Source organism: Schleiferilactobacillus harbinensis (assembly GCF_008694105.1).
Classification (GTDB): domain Bacteria; phylum Bacillota; class Bacilli; order Lactobacillales; family Lactobacillaceae; genus Schleiferilactobacillus; species Schleiferilactobacillus harbinensis.
In genome coordinates this window covers 1759667-1781548 of record NZ_CP041364.1, presented here as the reverse complement: position 1 = coordinate 1781548, position 21882 = coordinate 1759667, and the positions used below count along the sequence as shown (strand labels likewise).

At 55.9% G+C, this 21882-nt stretch carries 17 protein-coding genes and 1 riboswitch; of the genes, 10 read left to right on the top strand and 7 right to left on the bottom strand.

Translation table 11 applies throughout. The features are described from left to right. Nucleotides 1-20 precede the first annotated feature (20 nt). Nucleotides 21-983 carry a DUF805 domain-containing protein gene (locus FMM01_RS09000; RefSeq protein WP_150392279.1) on the bottom strand — a complete coding sequence of 321 codons (963 nt, stop codon included), beginning with the start codon at nt 981-983 and terminating at the stop codon, nt 21-23. A gap of 152 nt (nt 984-1135) precedes the next feature. Continuing rightward, nucleotides 1136-2089, bottom strand: coding sequence for a DUF805 domain-containing protein (locus FMM01_RS08995; RefSeq protein WP_150392278.1), 954 nt, complete (start codon nt 2087-2089; stop codon nt 1136-1138). A gap of 171 nt (nt 2090-2260) precedes the next feature. Between FMM01_RS08995 and FMM01_RS08990 the strand changes: the two genes are divergently transcribed. Both FMM01_RS08990 and FMM01_RS08985 read left to right on the top strand, forming a co-directional pair. Continuing rightward, nucleotides 2261-3412, top strand: coding sequence for an ArgE/DapE family deacylase (locus FMM01_RS08990; RefSeq protein ID WP_150392277.1), 1152 nt, complete (start codon nt 2261-2263; stop codon nt 3410-3412). Nucleotides 3413-3609: 197 nt separating this feature from the next. Continuing rightward, nucleotides 3610-5037 (top strand): alpha-L-fucosidase, encoded by a 1428-nt coding sequence (locus tag FMM01_RS08985; RefSeq protein WP_150392276.1) that lies wholly within the window; start codon nt 3610-3612, stop codon nt 5035-5037. A gap of 159 nt (nt 5038-5196) precedes the next feature. Here FMM01_RS08985 and FMM01_RS08980 read toward each other — a convergent pair whose 3' ends face one another. The 5 genes from FMM01_RS08980 to FMM01_RS08960 all read right to left on the bottom strand — a co-directional run bounded on the left by FMM01_RS08980 (nt 5197) and on the right by FMM01_RS08960 (nt 10375). Then, a complete protein-coding gene (locus FMM01_RS08980) occupies nt 5197-5502 on the bottom strand; it encodes a hypothetical protein (protein ID WP_056990078.1) in 306 nt (101 codons plus the stop codon). Between the two features lie 33 nt (nt 5503-5535). Further along, nucleotides 5536-6375, bottom strand: coding sequence for an IS3 family transposase (locus FMM01_RS08975; RefSeq protein ID WP_063516983.1), 840 nt, complete (start codon nt 6373-6375; stop codon nt 5536-5538). A 32-nt stretch (nt 6376-6407) separates the two neighbouring features. Beyond that, entirely contained in the window at nt 6408-7163 is a 756-nt protein-coding gene (locus FMM01_RS08970) for a helix-turn-helix domain-containing protein (protein WP_150391623.1), read from the bottom strand. A 92-nt stretch (nt 7164-7255) separates the two neighbouring features. Continuing rightward, nucleotides 7256-9304: a GH92 family glycosyl hydrolase gene (locus tag FMM01_RS08965; protein ID WP_150392275.1), complete on the bottom strand. Its 2049-nt coding sequence runs from the start codon at nt 9302-9304 to the stop codon at nt 7256-7258. 12 nt (nt 9305-9316) lie between these two features. Next, nucleotides 9317-10375 (bottom strand): GntR family transcriptional regulator, encoded by a 1059-nt coding sequence (locus tag FMM01_RS08960; protein WP_146995065.1) that lies wholly within the window; start codon nt 10373-10375, stop codon nt 9317-9319. Nucleotides 10376-10507: 132 nt separating this feature from the next. On the opposite strand from FMM01_RS08960, the gene FMM01_RS08955 reads away from it, so the two are divergent. The 8 genes from FMM01_RS08955 to eno all read left to right on the top strand — a co-directional run bounded on the left by FMM01_RS08955 (nt 10508) and on the right by eno (nt 21818). Continuing rightward, nucleotides 10508-11791 (top strand): glycoside hydrolase family 125 protein, encoded by a 1284-nt coding sequence (locus FMM01_RS08955; protein WP_027828000.1) that lies wholly within the window; start codon nt 10508-10510, stop codon nt 11789-11791. Between the two features lie 12 nt (nt 11792-11803). After that, on the top strand, nt 11804-14464 hold the full coding sequence (locus FMM01_RS08950; RefSeq protein WP_150392274.1) for an alpha-mannosidase: 2661 nt from the start codon (nt 11804-11806) through the stop codon (nt 14462-14464). Nucleotides 14465-14469: 5 nt separating this feature from the next. Further along, nucleotides 14470-16794, top strand: a complete 2325-nt coding sequence (locus FMM01_RS08945) for an ATP-binding cassette domain-containing protein (protein WP_190973314.1) — start codon at nt 14470-14472, stop codon at nt 16792-16794. Next, nucleotides 16791-17495, top strand: a complete 705-nt coding sequence (locus tag FMM01_RS08940) for an ABC transporter transmembrane domain-containing protein (protein ID WP_190973313.1) — start codon at nt 16791-16793, stop codon at nt 17493-17495. Before FMM01_RS08945 ends, FMM01_RS08940 begins: the two co-directional genes overlap by 4 nt. A gap of 9 nt (nt 17496-17504) precedes the next feature. Further along, a complete protein-coding gene (locus FMM01_RS08935) occupies nt 17505-18410 on the top strand; it encodes an ATP-binding cassette domain-containing protein (RefSeq protein ID WP_150392271.1) in 906 nt (301 codons plus the stop codon). A 73-nt stretch (nt 18411-18483) separates the two neighbouring features. Further along, on the top strand, nt 18484-19455 hold the full coding sequence (locus tag FMM01_RS08930) for a restriction endonuclease (protein WP_150392270.1): 972 nt from the start codon (nt 18484-18486) through the stop codon (nt 19453-19455). A gap of 145 nt (nt 19456-19600) precedes the next feature. Next, nucleotides 19601-20335: an NUDIX domain-containing protein gene (locus FMM01_RS08925; protein ID WP_146995148.1), complete on the top strand. Its 735-nt coding sequence runs from the start codon at nt 19601-19603 to the stop codon at nt 20333-20335. A gap of 48 nt (nt 20336-20383) precedes the next feature. Continuing rightward, nucleotides 20384-20476, top strand: a riboswitch (Fluoride riboswitch). A 61-nt stretch (nt 20477-20537) separates the two neighbouring features. After that, complete coding sequence (gene eno, locus FMM01_RS08920; protein ID WP_150392269.1) at nt 20538-21818, top strand: phosphopyruvate hydratase; 1281 nt, start codon at nt 20538-20540, stop codon at nt 21816-21818. Nucleotides 21819-21882 lie beyond the last annotated feature (64 nt).

Sequence of the window (21882 nt, the reverse complement as noted above, 5' to 3'; positions counted from 1 at the left end):
ACAAGACTGTAAGGCAGAGCTCATATATGGGCCGTCTGTTTCGTCGGCAGCGCAGTGATGATGACTTCAATGACAAGAATAACAGCTGTGGCAATCCAAGAGGCCGCGTATTGTTTGCTGAGAATCAGCCCGACGGAAACGACTACCTGCAACAACGTGAGTACCCCATACCACCAAGGATTGATCCCAGCGTCCCGAAAGCGGCGAATGACTAAAGTTAAACTGGGTAAATAAACCAATGATGCTAACCAGACGAAGATACTGCGAAATGCATAATAACCAGACAGGTCAACATCCATCCGGCCAGGATGGGAGCCGAGGACAAGAAAGAAGATCGAACCGATCATCATCAGAATAAATCCTCCCAGTCCAATAATGACGGACCACAAGATGATCCACCAATATTGAGAGCGACTGGAGCGGCCACTGAAGACACCGCCGCGGCGGAAGAAATCGGGGATCGCACTCAGCATGCTCGCTTTTTGACCGTCTTCATTGGGACGAGTCGACCACTGCGGCTCTGGGTGACGAGTTGGCAGCAGCGGAATGATGATAAAACCAATCAGATAAAGAATGCTGGCAATAATGAGCGCCGCCACGTTGCGGCCGCTCAAACTAGTGATCAAGGCCGGTGCCAACCAGGTCAGCAGTAACAGCCAAGGGGTCACCCCGGCATCCTGGTAGCGGCGAATGCTGAGGGTGAGCATGGGTAATCCTTGAAATAGAAATATACCAAGGGCCACAATAAACGGTATGCCAGCGGCGGAGCCCATGAATTGCAGGGGAGAGCGGGTCCCTGACGAACCCACCCCGGCCAGTGTCGCTACGGTCAATACGCCGACAGCAATACCGAGAACCACTCCCAACAGCAAATCAATCAGAAAAATCCACCAATACTGCCCCCGGGTACTGCTCCCCCGGAAGTCGCCAGCGCGGAACCAAAAATCCTTAAAAGCTGCGACAAAACCCTTTTGCGTGTTCATTGTAAAACACCCGTCTTTCTGCTAAACCGTGGACGCCAATAGCCCAAACGACCTGTACTAAAACGATTAGGAAGTAGAAGACTAGCCGAATCAGCTGTTAAATTTCCCGCAAGGCTGCCAAAACCTTTGCAATGGAGCAAGTAATCTATTGATTAGGCCGACTGCTTTGTGGGCAATACAGTAATCACAAGGAGGACAATGCTGAGAATGCCGACAATAATGAAGCCCCAATTGAATTGTTTACTGCCGGCAATGAATGCACTGGCACCAAGCTGCATGATGAACAGCACCCCATACCACCAGGGATTAACACCGGCGTCCCGGAAGCGGCGTACGGTCAATGTGAGATTCGGCAGGTAAATCAGGGAGGTCAAGCCCAGCAATACGCCAAGGTACATGAAAAAACTGGTGAGGTCTGGCACACCGGATGCAGAATTCAGACTGCTGACAACGGAAATTACAGTGAATGGAACGGAAATGACCGTGATCGCAATACCAATAATCACGCCCCATAGCGTGATCCACCAATATTGAGACCGGCTTGACCGGCCGCTGAAGACACCGCCCCGGCGGAAGAAGTCTGGAATCGCCTCGACCATGCTCACTGTCCGGCTATCCTCATTCGGCCGTGTAGTCCAGGCCGGGACCGGATGCCGGGTAGGCAGCAGGGTAATGACTAAATCGGCCAGCCGCAAGAGTCCGGCGATCACTTGTCCGGTTGTGTTTCGGCCTGCAATTGCGAGGATGATGCCCGGCGCCAGCTCAGTCAGCAGCAATACCCAAGGGGTGACCCCAGCATCCCGATACCGGCGAATGACCAACGACAAGCTGGGCAATCCCTGATAGAGGAACCAGAATAAGAGAAGGATAAAGGTGACCCCGGCAACGTTACCGAATAGATGGAAAGGATTGACATTACTATTCGGACCAATCGCCATGAAAGAAGACAACGCACCACCAATTAAGGCAACTACAAAGACCAATCCAAGCAGAAAATTGATCAGAAAAATCCACCAATACTGTCCCCGGGTACTGCTCCCCCGGAAGTCGCCAGCGCGGAACCAAAAGTCCTTAAAAGCTGCGACAAAACCCTTTTTCGTGTTCATCCCAAACACCCCTCTTTCTGCCTCAAGTGTGGACGCCAAGGAATGTAAACGCAATCAAGATGACTTGGACCTTACGAAACTGTTAGACGATAAAAGATGGGCCGAATTAACGTAAAACCCGCCTAATAGCCGCCTAAACCATTACAATGGTAAGTGGGAGGGCGATTCTTTATGTCTATCATTAACGAAGATGAACGGATTCAAATCTTGAAGGACTTGGTGACCATTCCGTCGGTGAATGACCACGAGCTGCAAGTGGCCAACTACTTGCAGCAGCTGCTGGCCAGCCACCAGATCGAAAGCAAGGTCCTGCCCGTGACCGGCGATCGGGCAAATCTAGTGGCAGAAATTGGCCACGGCCAGCCGGTGCTGGCAATTTCCGGACACATGGATGTCGTTGATCCAGGGACCAAAACCGATTGGGACAGCGATCCATTCACATTGACTGAACGCCAAGGCAAGCTCTTTGGCCGCGGCGCCACGGACATGAAGGGCGGTCTCGCCGCGATGGTCATTGCAATGATCGAATTGGCCGCCCAGGGCAAACCAGAAAAGGGCACGATTCGCCTGATGGCGACCATGGGCGAAGAAGTCGGTGAGCTGGGGTCGAAGCATTTCTTAGATGCTGGTTATATGAAGGATGTTGATGCCTTGCTGATCGGCGAACCTTCCGGCTGGTTCGTCGCTCACGCCCACAAGGGTTCCATGGATATCCGCTTCACATCCCATGGTCGGGCGGCGCATAGTTCTATGCCGGAGCAAGGGTTTAACGCCATTGACCCATTGTTGCAACTGCTGCAAGACGGCAACCATCTTTTCCGAGAGATGAACCAGCAGACCAACGAGCTGCTGGGGCCGCTGACGTTTAATACCACCATTATCCATGGTGGCCAGCAGGTGAACTCGATTCCGGATAAAGCCACCGCGGAGATGAATATCCGGACGATTCCTGAGTCCAACAACGCTGAAGTTACGAAAGAGTTGAAGCGGTTGGTAGCCATTCAAAAGGAAGATGGCGCCCAGATTGATATGGACGTGTATATGTCTCAACCCTCCCGCGCAGTGCAGGGCGATTCAAAGCTTGCCGACCTGGCGGCGGAATTGGGCAAGCAGGCCAGCGGTAAAGAATTGAAACGCGGCGGCATTGCCCCGGTTACGGACGCGTCCAATCTGCTAGCGGGCAAGCCGCAGGACTTTCCGTTCATTATTTTTGGCCCGGGGAATAACACGCCGCATCAGGTGAATGAATCTGTGCCGAAGAAGATGTACCTGCAATTCTGTGATTTGTATCAGCAGGTGTTTGAACATTACTTGACTGATTAATAATGGGCATTGCCCTCACGTAGTGTCGTTGATGGGATATTCTCGTTGCGTTAGTAGTGTCTTGTTTTTTGCGTATGCCAACGCTGTTTGCGGCGAATTGTGCAGCCTCGTACGACTGAGGTCTCTTTTTTTCTGCTCAGTTAGTACAGCGCTTTCTTTTTTGCTATACTCAGCATGATTAATGAGGAGGCGCACGAATGGACATTGATTACGCAGCAGGGATCGTCCCCGCTCCGCGGCAGCTGGCGTGGCAGCGGCAGGAATTCTATGGCTTCATCCACTTTGGCATGAATACGTTCACCGACCAGGAATGGGGGACAGGGCAAGAGTCGCCGGCATTATTTAACCCGACGCACCTGGATTCGCGCCAGTGGGCGGATACCGCACGACGCGCGGGGATGACCGGGTTGATCCTGACCTGCAAACACCATGACGGCTTTTGCCTGTGGCCCAGCCGCTATACGGACCACACCGTGGCCCAGTCGACCTGGCGGGATGGTCAGGGGGATGTGGTGGCGGAGACGGCCCAGGCTTGTCGGGAGTTTGGGTTGAAATTCGGCATTTATTTGTCGCCCTGGGACCGGGCCGAGCCCACTTATGGGACTGGCACACCCTATAACGATTTCTACATTAACCAGCTCACTGAATTGTTGACGCAGTACGGGCCGATCTTTGAAGTCTGGCTGGATGGGGCCAATGGCGAAGGACCAAACGGTAAGAAACAGCACTACGATTGGACGCGGATCTATGAAACGGTGCGCCGCTATCAGCCGGAGGCCGTGATTGCCGTGTCTGGTCCTGATGTTCGCTGGGTGGGCAACGAATCAGGTCATACCCGGACCAATGAATGGAGTGTGGTGCCGGCGGGGCTGCGGGATACCGAAAAGACAGCGGACCGGTCGCAGAAAGCCGACGATGCGGCCTTTGCCCAGACGTATACGTCGGCGGATGACGACCTGGGCAGCCGCCAGGCTTTAGCTGACTATACCGGTCCGCTGGTGTGGTATCCGGCGGAGGTCAATACGTCCATTCGGCCGGGGTGGTTCTATCATGCCGACCAGGACACGGCGGTGAAATCGGCGGATGCGCTGTTTGCTCTTTACCAGCAGGCCGTTGGCGGCAACGCGACGTTGTTATTGAACCTGCCGCCTATGCCCAGTGGTCAATTGGCTGATCCGGATGGCGCAGTGCTGGCCGCTTTGGGTCATAAAATAAATGCTTTTCAACAGAAAAATCTGCTGGCTGGCGGGCAGGTGACTTTCTCATCAGTGCAGCAAGAGATACCGACCGGCTCATTAATCACCCGCGGTACTCAATCGGAATACTGGCAGCCGGCAGCAGATGATTCCGCGCCCACCGTGACAGTGGTGCTGCCGCACCCCGTAACGTTGAATGCCCTGGTTCTGCAAGAAGAAATCAGCCGCGGTCAGCATATCGAAACAGTCCAAGCAGCCGTCCAGCGGCCTGGCACGACGGCTTGGGAGCCTGTCGCCACGATTGGCACGGTTGGTTATCAGCGCATTGCGCGTATGCCTGAAATGACCGTGCAAGCGGTCCGATTGGTCTTTACTCAGTACCGCCAATTCCTGACGCTGCGTTATTTAGGCGGCAACTTACTCACTTAAACAGAAAAACACCCGCAATCCGGCACCGGGGGCGGTGCCCCGTCAAGTGGACAGCTCAAATATTAAAAGGTCGTTCTCGTGTTGTTCCCCAATTAGGGGCGAATTAGTTACTGATTTTGGCAGTCCGCAGGGGCTGCCATTTTTGATCCAAGAACTTTCCTAATCAAATGGTCCTTCTGGAATAGTTGGATACCGATTTAGTGCCATCTCATACGTTCCCATAGAGATGCGCTTGGCCTTGGCTATCACATTTTCTGTGTAGATTTGGAACCTTGTGCGGGTCGGCGTTACAACAAATACAAGGTCGACAATCGAATCGCTTTCTTCGTCGTAAAGAAGTGAATGATCGTAGACCTGGAAAACATCACCCGCGTCGAAAATAATCTCTTCTCGCGGTTCATCACGATAAATATCAAAACCAGTAATTTGGTCCCAGGCCTGGTAAAATTGTCCTTCTCGAATCATGGTTCTCCTCCTTATGCGTCCCTCAATACACGATCAAGCCGCTGTCTTAACGGCATGATTCCGGTATTCCACGGGGGTCATGCCATCGAGTGTTTCTTGGCGCCGATTGCAGTTGTACCACAACGCGTATTCTTCAATGAGCCGCATCATTTCTTCGTATGTGTTGGCGTGGAAGAAGGCAAAATACTCAGCCTTCGCATGACTCCAGAGACTCTCCATCGGGCCGTTGTCGCCAGGCGTTCCTGGCCGTGACATGCTATGAATGACGCCGGACCCGGCTAATTCCGTGTTGTAAAGCCGGGAAGTGTAACTGGAGCCCTGATCACTGTGCAGAAGCTTAGGCAGTACTTCTTCGGCTTCTACTGCCGCCCTGAACGTGTCGGTGACCAGCGTGGCAGTCTCAGTCGGTTCAACCTCCCAGGCTACGATACTATGGTCGTAGAGGTCCTTGATCGCGCTCAGACGCAAGCGGCACTCTGAATTGAAACCGTACGTCAACTCGCTGCAGTCCGTGACCCAAACCTCGTTTGGCCGGGTAGGATGAAAGGCATGACTGCCGTCTTGGTTAAGCAATTTATTGCCAAGAATGAATTCTTTCTTCTCCGCTACTCGATCATGCTTCTTCTGACGAATCGAACACTGGATACCGTTATCCCGCATCAATCGCCGGACCCGTTTAGGGTTCACGTGATGTTGCGTTTCCCGATTGATAATCATCGTTAATCGGCGCACGCCATAAATATAATGGTTGTCCGCTTCCTGTTCCTTGATAAGACGGACCAGCTCGTCGTTTACGATGTCTTGCTTCGTCGGTTTCCGGCGCAACCACTTGTAGTAAGCAGAGCGTGGAATATCGAATATTTGGCAACACACCGATACCGAGTGGTATCGCTTGGTGACCTGGTTTACTTCTTGGGTGAGTTCGTGAATGGCAATATATTGGTGCTGTCGGTGTCGTTGCCGGCACTCCTTCTCTCTACATCCTGCAATTTTTTTAATAGTGCGATTTTCGTCTCCAGATAATCAATCCGAGCCTTGCTCTCCTTGTTCTCGAGTTTTAAACGTTCATTCTCATCAAGGATACTTTCAGGCTTACGCTGGCCGCGACGATCAGTGAGACCCTCCTCGCCGCTCTCGCGGAACTTCTTTACCCATGAATAAACTTGGCCATACGAAACACCAAAGTGCTTAATGGCCCCTTGGTAGTCCATGTCATGTGCAATGGTCCACTGTGCAATTTCAATTCTCTCAACGTAAGTCGTTTTCCTGCCCTTGGTCATGAGTGCACTCCCTCTAGTGGTCTGTAGTAGTTGACCACTATTATACAGAGAAACCCATTGGTAAACGACTGCTGGATTGGAGATGTCGTACTTAGCACACAGCTTATAGTAGGACGTCCCACCCGCTAGGTATTCCTGAACAATCTGAAACTTGAGCTCGCTGGAATACGTCGTGCGCTTACGCTGTTGGCGTCGCGGTGCTCGTTCCTTAGGGACGAGTCCGGCTGCTCCCCATTGTTTATACTTCTGTACCCATTGACTCAATGCTTCCTTGCGCGGCCCTCCGGATCGCTGAACATCCATGAGTGACTGGCCAGACAGTACTCGATTAACGAACTCAATCTTGTCTTCCAAAGAGTAACGGATTCCCTTCCGCCGCATAAAAAAACTCCCTTCTGGGAGAACAGACCTTTGATTATTTGGTCTGTCCACCCTGAAGGGAGTGTACCCCCGGCCAGAATGCGGGTATTTTCTTACCCCTTGGGCAGCAGCCCCAGGGTCGTGGTCAATTGCCAAGTTGCCAGCAAATCTCGGTGCGTGATCGTCGGGCCGGTCACTGCGCGGTCATCCCGCTGGCGCGCATCAACGAAGAGACGGTAGTCCTGATTCCGCTGGGTCGTCAGCGTCAGCGGTCCAGTCGGCAGCTGAATGGTCACCTCGTCAAACAGCGGAATACCGAAGACGTAATCACCAAAGCCCGGCCGCAGCGGATACAAGCCCAGCGCCGACCAGATATACCAGCTGCTCATGGAGCCATTATCTTCGTCTCCGGGGAAGCCCGCCGGTCCGGCATTGAACGCATGCAGCAGCAACTGCTTGACCAGCAGCTCTGTACTGGCCGGCTCGCCGGCCAGGGCAAAGAGATAGGGAATATGGAAGCTGGGCTGGTTGGAAATGGCGATCTGGCCGAAATCAATGGCACTCATTTCGGCCATTTCGTGGATCACCCCGTGGTAGCTGCCCACATTATAGCGCGGTGCGGCGTTAGCTAGGGTGTGCAGAGTATGGAGGAAGGCCTGCGGCCCGCCGGCCAGGTCGATCAGTCCAGGGATATCCTGATAGACGGCGAAGCTGTTTTGCCATGCACTGCCTTCAGTGAATCCCTGGCCCCACGTGTAGGGATTGAAGCTGTTTAAGAATGTCCCGGTGCGCGACTTGGGGTGCATCAGCCCAAATTTCGGGTCGAACAAATGCCGATAGTTCTGGCCCCGGGGGGCGTAATCCTCGGCAATGTCCGGCCGCTGCAATTTTGTCGCCACCACGCCGATCAGGGCGTCCGAATAGGCGTAATCCAAAGTCTGGTTGACGCTTTCGGGAATATCTGCTGGCACATAGCCCAAGGTTTGATAATCTTTCAAATTAGGTCGGCCATAATGGGGATCGTCGCTGGGGGTCTCGGCCCCATGGACCATTGCAGTTAATAAATCGGGCCACAGATCCGGCCGAATATCTTTGTCCACGGCGTCTGCGACCACCGCATCGGCCATCGTGCCCGGCATCATCGCCCGTTCATCGGGGGAAAGCCACTTGGGCAGGTAGCCGGTTTCTTTGGCACTATTCAAGAAGCCTTCCAAGAAATACCCATACTGGGTCGGCTGCACCAGGGCGAGCAGGGGGAAAGTGGTCTTGTAAGTATCCCAGAACCCGGTATTGGTGTACAACCGGCCCGGCAAGGCCCGCCGTTCCGTGGTACTGTAATGCACCGGCCCGCCGGCCGCGTCGTATTCATAGAAACGCATGGGGAACAGCAGGGACCGGTACCAGCTGGTGTAGAAAGTTTGTACCCGGTCCGCGTGATGATCCTGGACCGTGAACAGGGCCATTTTCTTCTCCCACTCCGCGGTATTCGCTGCCACCAGCTTGGCGAAGGGCTGCCGTTCCAGTTCCGCCAGGGCCCGCTGGGCGTACTCGGCACTAATGAAGGACGCTGTGAAATGAATGACCACCGGCTGGCTGTTGGAAATGGTGTAGGCCAGGGGCGTATCTTCGGCGTGCCACGGGGTGTCGCAGCTGACCGCCAGGTACATGCTGAAATCGGGATCGGCGCTGGCGGTCTGGTTTTGCAGCTGCAGGACCACCCCGCGATTATCCTGGTGGACGATCGTCCAACGATCCGGGGCCTGGATCTGGAAGGTGAACTCCCGAGCCGCCGAGGTGTACCGCAGTGCCCCGCCCCGGGCGGTCGCCGTGGCCTGGGTGCGCATTTGGTGCGGTTCATCGTAAATATCGATGACCGCCGGGGAGAAAGTGGCCCGGTCCGGCTGGTACGTGCCGGCCGCTTTATTGGTCGTGGCCCGGAACAGACAGTGCTGGAAATCACCGATCCACGGACTAGGCTGGTGGGTCAGCCGGATCCCTTCGAATTGGCGGCTGGCCGGGTCGAAGAACCAGGCGCCCCGGTCCCCGTTGGTCTGGACCGTGAGATAGTGCATCCCCCAGGGCACCCCGGTCAGCGGCAGGGTGTTGCCGTGGGAAAAGTCAGGATGGCTGGCGGTGCCTTGGCGGGTATCAATGCGTAACATGGAATCACTCCTTTAGTTGAATGGTACAGTGGATGCCCGGGTCACCAGCGTGACCGGGACGCGTTTATGTTCCGGCAGGCGGGCCGCCGGATCGTTCATTTGAGCCAGCAGGGTGTTCACAGCTTCGGTTCCAATCTGGACAAAATCCTGGCGGATCGTGGTCAGGGCCGGTTCCTGCAAGCGGGCCGCCGGCAAGTCATCGAAGCCGACCACGCTCAGATCAGCGGGCAGCGACCAGCCCAATTGTTTGAGTTGCTGCATGAAGCGCAGGGCTTCTAAATCATTTTCCACCACGACGGCGCTGATTTTTTCTTGGCGCAGGAAAGCCGCCCGTTCACTGGGCAGGGCGCGGGTGGTCAGGGCCTGGGCCCAGGCCAGCGGATCACTGGCGGCTGGCGGATCATCCCGGTAGCCATTGAGATAGCCGAAGAAGCGGGCGCTGACCGTACCGGTGAAGGTGTCCCAGAAGTTGGTCCGGGCGAGAAAGGCAATACGCCGGTGGCCCAGCTTGAGCAGATGCTGGACGGCCAACTGCCCGCCGGCCTCGTTATCCGCCGTCACACTGGGAATCGCGACGCCAGGAATGGTTTTATCCAGCAGCACGATGGGGATCTTGGCTAAGTAAAGCGTAATGAGCCGCGCGGTATCGGCACTGAGGGTGGTGGGATAGTAGAGCACCCCGGCATATTCCTGCTGAATCTGCTTGATCGGCAGCGCGGCGAATTGCTGATTGGGCATACTCAACAGTTCCCAATCTGTATCGGCCAGGGTGTCGCTGATGCCCTGTTCGTAATTGCCGATGCCGTGACTGTCAGCGAAAGGGATCACCAGCAGAATACGGCGCGAGCCGTTACTAGTGCGGTGGCCCTTGACGAAACTGCCGACTCCTTGCACCCGGTAGATCAGATCCGCGGCGGCCAGTTCATTCAGCGCCCGTTTCGAGGTGATACGGCTCACGCCATATTTGATGGCCAGGGCGTTTTCACTGGGCAGCGGGGTATTGGGCGCCAATCGGCCAGAGAGAATGGATCGGCGCAGGGCTTGGTATATTACTTGGTATTTGGCTGTCATAGACCGTCCTTTCTGCACTTGGTATACGCAAAAGATACCACTTATTTGAGCAAATAGCCATAATGGGAGCGATTTCTTTTAAACAACATGATATACTTTCGGTATAAAAATATACCAAGGAGCGATTACACTATGACCTCATACGTTACCCCCGCTGTGCAGGGGTTTGTGGACCAAGTCCGGACCCTTTGCGGCCGCAGCCACGCCGATTGGGCCGACATTTTTGCCCGGACCTTCACCGACACCTTAGCTAATGCGATGAAACCCGATGGCCCGGACCGGATCTTCGTGCTCACCGGCGATATTCCTGCCATGTGGCAGCGGGACACCACCGCTCAGATTCGGCCGTATCTTGTGTTGGCCCAGACCGATACTGGGATGGCCGATATCATCAGCCGGGTGGTGCAGCGGCTTTTCTTCAATATGGATCACGATCCGTATGCCAATGCCTTCAACCTGAAAGCCAATTATGCCGGCCACCAGAGCGATGCGACGACGATGACGCCCTGGATCTGGGAGCGGAAGTATGAGCTGGATTCTCTCTGCTATCCGGTGCAACTGGCCTATCTGTTGTGGCGCAACACCGGGCGGACGGATCATTTCGATGCCCAATTCCAAGCGGCGATCAAGAAAATGATCCATGTGATCCGTACCGAACAGCATCACGAGACGTCACCCTACCGCTTTGAACGGACGGAAGACCGGCCGGAGGATACGCTGATCGACGGCGTCGGCCGACCGGTGGGCTATACCGGCATGTCCTGGAGCGGTTTCCGACCCAGTGATGATGCGTGTGTTTATGGGTACTTGGTGCCGGCGAACATGTTTGCCGTCGTCGTGCTGCGCCAGCTGGCCGACATTTACACCGACGTACTGAAAGACACCGCCAGTGCCGCTGATTTTCTGCAATTAGCCCAAGAGATTCAAGACGGCATTGATCAGTACGGCACGGTGAAGAACGCCGCCGGTGAGACGATTTACGCTTACGAAGTAGACGGTTTGGGCAACGCCTTGGTGATGGATGACGGCAATGTACCCAATCTGCTGTCCGCACCGTATCTTGGCTATGTCGAGGCCAGCGATACCGTTTATCAGGACACCCGCCGGACGATCCTCAGTCCGGAGAATCCTTACTATTATAAGGGCCGGGTCGGCGGCGGCTTGGGGTCGCCCCACACGCCGCCGCACTATATTTGGCCGATCGCCCTGGCCATGGAAGGGTTGACCACGGCGGATCGGACGGAGAAGGCCGCGTACTTGGATCTGTTGACGCGAACCACCGGCGGTACCGGCATGATGCATGAATCCTTCCAAGTGAACGATCCCACCCAATACACCCGGGAGTGGTTCTCCTGGGCCAATATGATGTTCTGTGAGCTGGTCATGGACTACGTTGACCTGCGTGTGCGGCAGTAAAGGAGAAAAATCATGGCGAAGAAAAAGGTATTTGTTATTTCCCACAGTCACTGGGATCGCGAGTGGTATATGGCTTATGAAGACCACCACATGCGGCTGGTACAGCTGATCGATGATCTGTTTGACTTGTTTGAAAACGATCCGGATTTCAACAGCTTCCATCTGGACGGCCAAACGATCATTCTGGACGACTATTTAGCCGTACGGCCGGAGAAGCGGGCAGAACTGCAGCACTGGATCGACGCGGGCAAGTTGCGGATCGGGCCGTTCTACATTTTGCAGGACGACTTCTTGATCAGCGCCGAAGCCAACGCCCGCAATGCCATCCTCGGCCGGCGCTTCTCTGACAAATGGGGCCAGCCGGTGCCGTTGGGCTATTATCCGGATACCTTTGGCAATGCCGGTCAGGTGCCCCAGATGTCCCGCTTGGCCGGCCTAGATACGGTTGCCTTTGGCCGAGGCGTGACGCCGACCGGGTTCAACAATACTACTGGTCCCTTGGGGGATTATGACTCCACGTATTCCGAAATGTATTGGCAAAGTCCAGATGCGTCCAAAGTGCTGGGCATTCTCTTTGCTAATTGGTACAGCAATGGGAACGAAATCCCGGCGGATCCGGTGGCGGCCAAGCACTATTGGACTGAGCATCTGGCGGCGGCCGAACGGTATGCCGCTACGCCTGACCTGCTGTTCATGAATGGCGTCGACCATCAGCCGGTGCAAAAGAACTTGAGTCAGGCCCTGGCCGTGGCCCGGGAGTTGTTCCCGGATTATGAGTTCATCCATTCAAATTTTGCTAACTACATTGCGGCCCTGAAGGCCGATTTACCCGCCGATCTGACCACGGTTAAAGGGGAGCTCACTTCCCAAGCAACCAGCGGCTGGTATACCCTGGCCAATACAGCATCCAGCCGAGTGTATTTGAAACAGCAGAATACAACGACCGAACGGTTGCTGGAAAACCATGCGGAACCCTTGATGGCGCTCAGCGGTTTGACTGAAGACAGCATGCAGGACCGCTTGACCTATGCCTGGCAGACCTTACTGCAAAACGATCCCCACGACAGCATCTGCGGCTGTTCCGTGGACCCGGTGCACAAGGGAATGCTGGACCGCTACGCCCGCGCCCAGGAAGTGGGCACATGGCTGACGAAAACGGCGCTGACCAAGCTGGCTGGGCAGATCGATACCCAAGATTTCCCCGCCGCCAGCAAGCCTTTCTTAGTGATCAACACCGCCGGGGCAGCCAAGACGGCCGCGGCCACGGTCACAGTGGAGTGGGCCCGGGCGCCCTTTAGCGCCGGCAGTCCGCAACAGCAGTATCGTAAACTAGAAGAAATCCGGCAAAATCTGCCGGCCTTGCAGGTCATTGATGCGTCCGGCCAAGTCGTGCCGGCGCACATTTCTGACACGGTTGTCCGCTTCAATTACGACTTGCCGGACCGCGCCTTCCGGGTGCCTTACATGGGCCTGTACATCTCCGTGACCCTGCCGGTGACCGTGCCGGCGTTCAGCTGGCAAGGCTACGCGCTGACGACTGGCGAAGCCGGCCAGGATATGGTGACTGAGGATCACGGGACCACCTTGCACAACGAGGCGCTGACCGTGGCCTTGGCCGCTGACGGCACAGTGACGATGAATGGGACCAAACTGGTCTTCACGGATACCGGGGATATTGGTAATGAATATATTTATAAAGCAGCGGAAAACGACCAGCCCATCCCGGCCGGTCCCGCCCGGAATATTGTCCGGACCAACCGCAATGGGGTCCAGACGCTAACCTATGACCAGACCCTGACCATTCCGGTAGCGGCCGATGCCCAATTGGCCATGGAACAGCAGAGCGTGACCGATATTACCCAGCGTCATGCCGTCCGCGGCGGCGAGACCGCCGAGCTGGTGCTGCACGTGGTCCTGACCTTAGCCGGCGAGAGCCGGCAGCTGCAGATTCATTTGACCGGTGACAACCAGATGCGCGACCACCGGATTCAAGCCCGCTTCGTGACGGGGATTCAAAGCGATCATCATCAGGCAGAGTCGATCTTTGAAGCAGTGACCCGCCCGAACACGCCGGGCAAAGCCTGGCGCAATCCGGAAGATCCCCAGCACCAGCAGGCGTTTGTGGATCTCAGCGACGATCAGGTTGGGGTGACAGTCGGTAACTTTGGCCTCAACGAATACCAGATCGAGCAAAAGACGGGGACCATTGCGGTGACCTTGCTGCGCTGCGTTGGGGAAATGGGGGATTGGGGCTACTTCCCGACACCCGATGCCCAATGTCAGGGGCCGTTTCATGCCGATTTAACTTTCCAGACGCACACCGCTTCGGCCGCTGATATCCAGGCGACCTGGCAATTGGCCCGGGCCGGGCAGATCGACCTGACGACAGTTCAGCTGCCCGCCGAGCAAACGGGCACTTTGCCGAATGCTAACACGTATCTGACCGTGGATAATCCCGCCTTTGCCGTGACCGCCCTGCACGTCAGTCCGGCCAGCGGTGATCTGCTGGTACGGGGGTACAACCTGACGGATGTGCCCCAGACCGTGGCGATCAGCTATCGCGGCGCGCTCCCGACCGACGTTGTTGATTTCTTGGAACATCCGCTGCCGGCCAAACCGGCTGACCCCTTGCGGCCGGCTGAGATTCGCACGTATCGGTTCAGAAAGGACTAATGACAATGAGCGACACCCAATTCATCATCACGGATTACGGCGCTGAAGCCGGCGCAGACACTGTCCAAACTAAGCCGATTCAAGCCGCCATCGACGCCTGCCGGACAGCCGGCGGCGGGACGGTGGTGGTTCCCGCCGGCCGGTTTACCACGGGCAGTTTGCGTTTGTATAGCCATATCACCTTGCACTTGCAAAGCGGGGCGGTGGTGCAGGGCAGCAGCGACTTGGCAGAGTACACCAATTTTGGCGAAACGACGGATATTCGCTATTTGAGCGATCCACGGTATATCCGGGACTGGCATCTGCCCCCGTATTATTTTCAGGCGCTGCTCTGCGCCTATGATGCCGTGGACGTAGCCATTACCGGCGATCCCGGCAGTTTGATTGACGGCAGCAGTGTGCGGGACCCTAACGGCGAAGAACACTTTCGCGGGCCGATGGGCATCGTGCTGGCCCGAGTCCAAGGCGTCCGCTTGCAAGGTTATACCTTGGTCAATTCCGCGAACTGGGCCAATGTACTGCCTGCCTGTCAGGATGTCGTAATTAATGATGTGACCGTTCTGGGCGGCCACGACGGCTTTGATCTGCATCATGCTCGCCATGTGACCATCGCGGGGTGCCGTATCGAGACCGGGGACGACTGTCTCGCCGGTTACGATATTCAGGACCTGACGGTGCGCGATACGTATCTGAATACTGCCTGTAACAGCCTGCGGGTCGGCGGTACGGGGATCGTCTTCGACCACTGTACATTCCGGGGACCAGGGAAATTCCCCCATCTCCTGGATCACAACTTCGACACCCTTAATGTGTTCATGTATTTCGCCATGCAAGTGGATCCTGTCACCACCACGGCGGCCGATGTGACCATCCGTAACGCCAGCATTGACCACGTGTCTCACTTGGTGACCTACCTGCAGGGCGAACCAACGGCTCTGCAAGATGGCCCCGCCCTCCAATCATTGACATTCGACAACGTTCAGATTGCTAATATCACAGAAACGTCGCTGTTTGTCGGCCGCAGTGAAAATGCAGCGCTCCGATTGAAAGAGTGTGTGATTACACCCACAACCAATTTGCCGCTGCTGCCCATCGTCTGTTTCCTGTTGATGGGCGTGGGGATGATGCTGCTGCAAAAGATCAGCCCCAACATTAATCGCCAATATTTGCAAAGCTTTGTCCAGCTGGGCAGCCGCTTTCTGGATGATTTGGGCGGCATGAGTACGCTGGTGATGTACGGCGCGGCCAAACGGTACCGGGAGCGTTTCGCTAAGGATGCGGAGTTTTTCCGCGGGAAGACCATGGCGCTGCTGAAGTATCAGCTGCAATCCCTGTTCATTCTGAACGGGCTCGTTTTCGCCGGCATGGGCGCGGGCGCGTTTGTCCTGTGGGGACCGTTGCAGGCCGGCCGCTTGACCTTAGTCCAAGCCGGCGTGCTGTGGCTGCTGTTGGCGCAACTGCTGGTGGCCGAGCGGCAGCTGGGGTATTTCTTCCATATTGTCATGAGTACCCGGCCGGCTTTAGCCAATATTTTTCGAATCATCGCGGCTGGTCAGGAGACTCCCGGGGATGAGACCCGCGGCACCTTCCGGGGGACCATCAAGACAGTTCATTTCCATAATGCCGCGTTTGACTATGCTGACGGTCCGCGCCTCTGGTCCGGTGTGTCGCTGACGCTGCAGCCTGGTCAGCTGTACGGGCTGGTGGGTGAAAACGGCACTGGCAAGAGTACGTTTGCTCAGGTCCTGCGCGGTCAGTTAGCCCTCGTCCAGGGCAAAGTCACTTTTGACCGGCGCAATGCCGCTGCTTTTTCCCGGGCGGATTGGCTGAACCATGTGGGCTATTTGGATGATCGGCCGTATTTGTTTTCGGGGACGATTGCTGAAAATATTGCATTGGGTGCGGCTGACCAGCCGGATTGGTGGGCCCAGGTAGCAAAGCTCGGGCTATGCCAATTCGCGGCAGACTTGCCGGCGGGCCTGCAAACGCAAATCGGTGAAGACGGTCGTTTTCTGTCACCGGGGCAGCGTCAGCAGATTGCCTTTGCCCGGCTCTTATTAATGCATAAAGACATTTATATTTTCGATGAAGTGACGGCCAATATTGATGCAATGAATGCCCAAATCATTATGGCCGCGATCAAGCAGTTGAGCCAGCGGGCCATTGTGCTGTGTATCACCCATGAATGGCGGGCGATCGATCAGCTGGATGTGATTTACTTCCTGGCGGACGGTCAGATCACCAGCGGGACGAAACGGGTATTAGCTGTGGACAACGCTGCCTTCCGCCGGTTATTAGATACGCAAAAGGAATTGGAGGCGGCGGGATGATTCGACGCATGTTAACGTACGTGGGCTATCTCGTGCCCGTTTTGATCTTCAGCTGGTTTGCTGGGCTGATTGCTGAGCTTGGTCAGGTCTTCGTGGCTTGGCAGGCCGGGCGCCTGTTCATCAGCGGCAGCCAAAGTGTCTGCCCGCTGCTCTGGTGGCTGATCGGCGGCATCTTCATCGCGGCGATCGGTGCCTTTGCCGAGCAATACGCGGGGCATTATGTGGCGTTCAAGGCCCTGGCCGATCTGCGCAACGTCGTGTACGCCAAGGTGCAGCGCCTGGCCCCGGCGGGACTGGATAATCAGCGCTCCGGGGATCTGCTGAAAGCCGTGGGTGATGATATTGAGGCGATGGAAGTATTCTATGCCCATACCATTGTGCCGATTGCCATCGGTGCGACCTTCACGCTGGTACTGGCTGTGACATACGCCTGGTACGATCTGGTGGCTGGGCTGCTGGTGTTGGCAGCCAGTACACTGGTCGGCGGTGTTTTGCCGTTATACCGGTACCGCCGGCTGCGTACCGCCAATGCCCGCTTGGCCCAAGTACAGGGCGAGACCCAACAGCAGATGCTGGAGGCGGTGCGCGGTCGGGATGCCTTGCTCCAACTGCACGCCGCCGGTCAGAAAATGGCTGCCGTGGATGCCCAGTATCAACAGGAAGGTCCGGCTCAGCAAGCGGTGGGTGTTTTGAACGGCTAAAAGGGTCAATTGGCCTGGCTGATCATCATTGGCACCTGGCTGGCGCTGGCTGCTTGGCTGGGTGTCCGCACGCACTTTTCGCTGGCGGTCTTGCCGCTTCTTTTGGCGTTTCCCTTTGCTTTTCGGCCCCTCCTGGCGTTGGCTAATTTGCCAGACAGCTTGAGTAAAGGACTGGGGGCCACCAAGCGGGTGTTTGTTCTGTTGGATACACCGGAACCGAATCAGACAGATGGTACTCAGGCGCTGACGGACAACATTGCGGACGTGCAGGTGGATCATTTGACCTATGCTTATCCCGATCGGGCCCAGACGGTCTTGCAAGATGTGAGTTTGCAGCTGCGGCAAGGCCAGATTGGCGGTATCGTCGGCGTCAGCGGCGCTGGCAAATCGACTCTGGCCAAGTTGCTGATGAAATGGTACCCGGCACCAAAAGGGACGATTGCCATCAACGGCGTGGATGCGGCCGATTGGCAGACGGCGACGCTGTGGCAGGAAATCAATTATTTGCCCCAGCGGGCCCAGATTTTCCACGCCACAGTGCGCGAAAACCTGCAATTAGGGGCAAAGGACCTGACCGGGGACGCAATCAAGCGGGTCCTTGCTCAGGTGAAACTCACCGAGCGCATTGACCGGCTGCCCATGGGCTTGGATACCGTCTTGAATGCGGACAGCGGTCTGTCTGCCGGCGAACAGCAGCGGCTGGCCTTGGCCCGGGCCTTTCTGCACCCCTCATCATTACTGATTCTAGACGAACCAATCAGCAATCTGGATGTGATCAATGAACAGATCATTCTCAATAGCATTCGGGATTACTACCCTGGGATGGTCCTGATGATCACCCACCGGGAAGAAACGCTGGGCTTCTGTGATGTCGTATGGCGCTTGGCCGATGGGCAATTAACTGTTGAGAAGTGACAAGTTCGCTGGTGACTCTGTTATAATGATAGAAAGCGTTACGGCGTTGAATTGACGAAGGAGGGGTCGTCGCGTGTACCTGTTGCATCGAATTTACAACCAAACATCGGCTGCCATGCAGATCCGATTATTGGAGGAAGAAAACAAGTTATCGATTGGCTATGCCGCTTTTGTTTTGGCAGGGGAGGGCGACACCCTCATCGGGCATGCTCGGACCATGGCCAAGGCGGATTTTGCCGTATATTTCGCGGCCCTGGGCCACAAGATGGGGCTGCCCTGGGCGACCCGGACCCGCAGCCACTGGTTGTATTATTTTCTCCAGTTAGAATCGAATGATACGGTGGTTGTGCCTACCCATACCGGATTTGCCATCTATCGGGTCACAGACGCGCCGGAGGTGGTGCCGACCGTGGCTCGGGAACATGATGTCGGCTTCACCGTACCAGTCAAATTGCTGGTGAACGATCCCAAGGGGGCAGTTGGCGCTGCTTTGACCGATGCGATGCGGTTTCGCGGGACTGACTTGATGCTGTCCGGCCAGGCGACCCAGGATATTGATGGGTTAGTCGCTGGGCAGGACACCACGGTGCCCGAACCGGCCGCGGCCGCCGTGGCGGCTGTACAAGAGACGCTGCAGGGATTGCACCCGGCGCAGTTCACGGAGATCGTGGGCCGCTATTTACGTGCCATGGGTGCGGATGAGGTGCGCTATCCAGCCGCTGATCCTAATGAAGATGAGACCCCCGTTGATATTTTGGGTGTCTTCCGCAATGTCGGCGCGGTGATTCTGGTCCATGCCCAACAGTATTCCGGCACCGTACCGGAAGCCGGAATTCAAGAGCTGGTCGGGTTCCAATACACCACTTTTGAAGGGTACGACGCCATGGCGGTCATCAAGTGGTTTGTCACCACCGGCCATTTCCCGGAAGATGAGGATGAGGCCGTGGGTTATGTGCAGGAAAATCGGGTGCAGGTCTTGCAGGATAAAGATTTAGCCAAGCGGTTAGTGATCAGTGGCGTGGATTTGAGCTTTGCAAAGGCATAAATACACGCAATATAGGGACTGGGACAAAACTTTCATTTCAAGCGTACCTAGTGCCAATGCGCAGCCGCAGCTTGCGGAGCATTGGCACGGCGTAGCAGAAGGAGTTTTGTCCCAGTCCCTTTCGCGTCGAAAGGAGGAGCACCGATTGGCCAACATTGTTTTAGAACGACCCTTGATCACAGTGACCGATATTGTCTGGGGCTTTGACCAGACAACCCAGCAGGTCAATGTGTTATTAATCAAGCGTGCTGACCAGCCGTTTCAAAATTTCTGGGCCTTGCCGGAGACGGCGATGCGCGTCCATGAAAGTGCCCATGAAGCCGCCCTGCGGTTGATTCGGGAAAAAATCGGCTTGGATCTGTCGGCATTCCACGCCGAGCAGCTGGCCACCTTTACGGCGCCGGACCGGGCCCCAGGGGAGCGGGCGCTGTCTTTGAGCTACATGATTTTTCTGCCCCAATTGCCGGAATTGACGCCCGGTCCCGGGGCCTTGGCGGCGGCTTGGTTTGCTTTGACGCCCCAGGCCAATGGCCGCTTCCGGTTCAGCCGGGCAGGGCAGCAGTTTACCACCTTGGCGGCGGATGAGTATCTGCGGGATCAGACCCCCACCACCGGTCTGGCTTTTGACCACAACTGGATCTTGACGGTGGCCTGCCAGCGAATCGCCAATAAGTTGGACTATCAGCCCACGATCCTGTTGATTTTGGGCCCGACGTTCACCCTGAAGCAGGCTCGCCATATTTTTGCCCAATTCGGCCAATCGGAGCCGGACAACTCCAATTTCTTACGCAACCACAAGAAACTGCTCACGCCCGCGGGGTCACGCCCCCAACCAGGGCCGGGGCGGCCGGCTAAAGAATTCCGCCTGGCCGATTTCTGAAAATTTTCTTGGCGTTCTGAGTCGAGTATGTTATACCTGAAGTGTACTAAGTGAATAGGCGATGACGTTCGCCAGGGGTAAGCAGGTTTTCTGCATACCGCACAAACATTACAGTATGTAATTGATGACGCCTACAATATTCCGCTGCGAGCGGGTTATTGTGGGCGCCTTTTTACATAATTTGGAAAGGAAGTTTTTGGTGATGGCAGTTACGATTAGTCAGGTCCATGGACGCGAAATTTTTGATTCTCGGGGCAATCCCACTGTGGAAGTGGATGTCCATTTGAGCGATGGCGGCTTTGGCCGCGCGGGGGTACCCTCCGGCAAGTCCACGGGTGAAAATGAAGCCGTGGAATTACGGGACGGCGGCAGCCGGCTTGGCGGCAAGGGCGTGTTAAAGGCCGTGGCCAACGTCAACGGCGAGATCAACAAGCGGCTGCAAGGCGTTTCACCCTTCAACCAAGCGGAGATCGACCACATTTTGATTGAGCTCGACGGCACGCCAAACAAGGGCCGTTTGGGCGCCAACGCCATTCTGGGTGCGTCCATGGGCGTGGCCCGGGTTGCGGCGGATTCACTGCACGAACCATTGTATCGCTACTTAGGCGGGGTTGATCTGGAGTTGCCGCAAACCTTCCACAACGTCATCAACGGCGGGGAACACGCCGACAACGATATCGACATCCAGGAATTCATGATCACGCCCATCGAGCGGAAGAACTTCCGGGACGGCTTTGAGAAGATCGTCAACGTGTATCATCAACTGCAAGCCAACTTTGAAAAGGAAGGCCTGTCCACCGGCTTAGGCGATGAAGGCGGCTTTGCCCCGAACTTGCCTTCTGATGAAGCGGCGATTCAAGAGCTGGTTAAGGCCATCAAAGGTGCCGGTTATGAACCGCGTAAGGAAATCGGCATTGCCTTTGATGCCGCGGCGTCCAGCTTTGCCCAAAAGGATGGCACGTACTTGTTTGAAGGCAAGAAGCGGTCTGCCGACGAGATGGCGGCTTATTACGAAGACTTGCTGAAGAAGTATCCGGCCATTGTCTCCATCGAAGATCCGTTTGGTGAAAACGATTGGGACAACTTCGCCAAGTTCACGCAAAAGAACAAGGATCGGGTCCAAATCGTCACTGACGATAATGTCTGCACGAACCCGATGCTGATCCGCAAGGCCATCAAGGCCGGCCTGGCTACGTCCTTCCTGATCAAGCTGAACCAAATCGGGACCGTGAGCGAAACGATGGAAGCCATTCGTTTGGCCCGGAAGAATAACTGCACGGTCATGGTGTCCCACCGGTCTGGTGAAACCACGGACGACTTCATCGCCGACTTCTCCGTCGCCATGCACGCGGAGCAGCTCAAGGCTGGTGCACCGGCCCGGGGTGAACGGTTAGCCAAGTACAACGAATTGCTGCGGATCGAGGAAGAATTGGGCGACCAAGCGAAGATCGCCACCTTCCCAGACAGCGTCGACTTAGACTAATTCTTGTCACCGGTCGGCGGACAGTGACCGCTGAATGATGACCGTTTAGTTAAGACATGTGATT

Bases quoted from the DNA above. Each gene is read 5' to 3' on its own strand.
- FMM01_RS09000 (WP_150392279.1), bottom strand. From the start codon at position 983: ATGAACACGCAAAAGGGTTTTGTCGCAGCTTTTAAGGATTTTTGGTTC.
- FMM01_RS08995 (WP_150392278.1), bottom strand. From the start codon at position 2,089: ATGAACACGAAAAAGGGTTTTGTCGCAGCTTTTAAGGACTTTTGGTTC.
- FMM01_RS08990 (WP_150392277.1), top strand. From the start codon at position 2,261: ATGTCTATCATTAACGAAGATGAACGGATTCAAATCTTGAAGGACTTG.
- FMM01_RS08985 (WP_150392276.1), top strand. From the start codon at position 3,610: ATGGACATTGATTACGCAGCAGGGATCGTCCCCGCTCCGCGGCAGCTG.
- FMM01_RS08980 (WP_056990078.1), bottom strand. From the start codon at position 5,502: ATGATTCGAGAAGGACAATTTTACCAGGCCTGGGACCAAATTACTGGT.
- FMM01_RS08970 (WP_150391623.1), bottom strand. From the start codon at position 7,163: ATGCGGCGGAAGGGAATCCGTTACTCTTTGGAAGACAAGATTGAGTTC.
- FMM01_RS08965 (WP_150392275.1), bottom strand. From the start codon at position 9,304: ATGTTACGCATTGATACCCGCCAAGGCACCGCCAGCCATCCTGACTTT.
- FMM01_RS08960 (WP_146995065.1), bottom strand. From the start codon at position 10,375: ATGACAGCCAAATACCAAGTAATATACCAAGCCCTGCGCCGATCCATT.
- FMM01_RS08955 (WP_027828000.1), top strand. From the start codon at position 10,508: ATGACCTCATACGTTACCCCCGCTGTGCAGGGGTTTGTGGACCAAGTC.
- FMM01_RS08950 (WP_150392274.1), top strand. From the start codon at position 11,804: ATGGCGAAGAAAAAGGTATTTGTTATTTCCCACAGTCACTGGGATCGC.
- FMM01_RS08945 (WP_190973314.1), top strand. From the start codon at position 14,470: ATGAGCGACACCCAATTCATCATCACGGATTACGGCGCTGAAGCCGGC.
- FMM01_RS08940 (WP_190973313.1), top strand. From the start codon at position 16,791: ATGATTCGACGCATGTTAACGTACGTGGGCTATCTCGTGCCCGTTTTG.
- eno (WP_150392269.1), top strand. From the start codon at position 20,538: ATGGCAGTTACGATTAGTCAGGTCCATGGACGCGAAATTTTTGATTCT.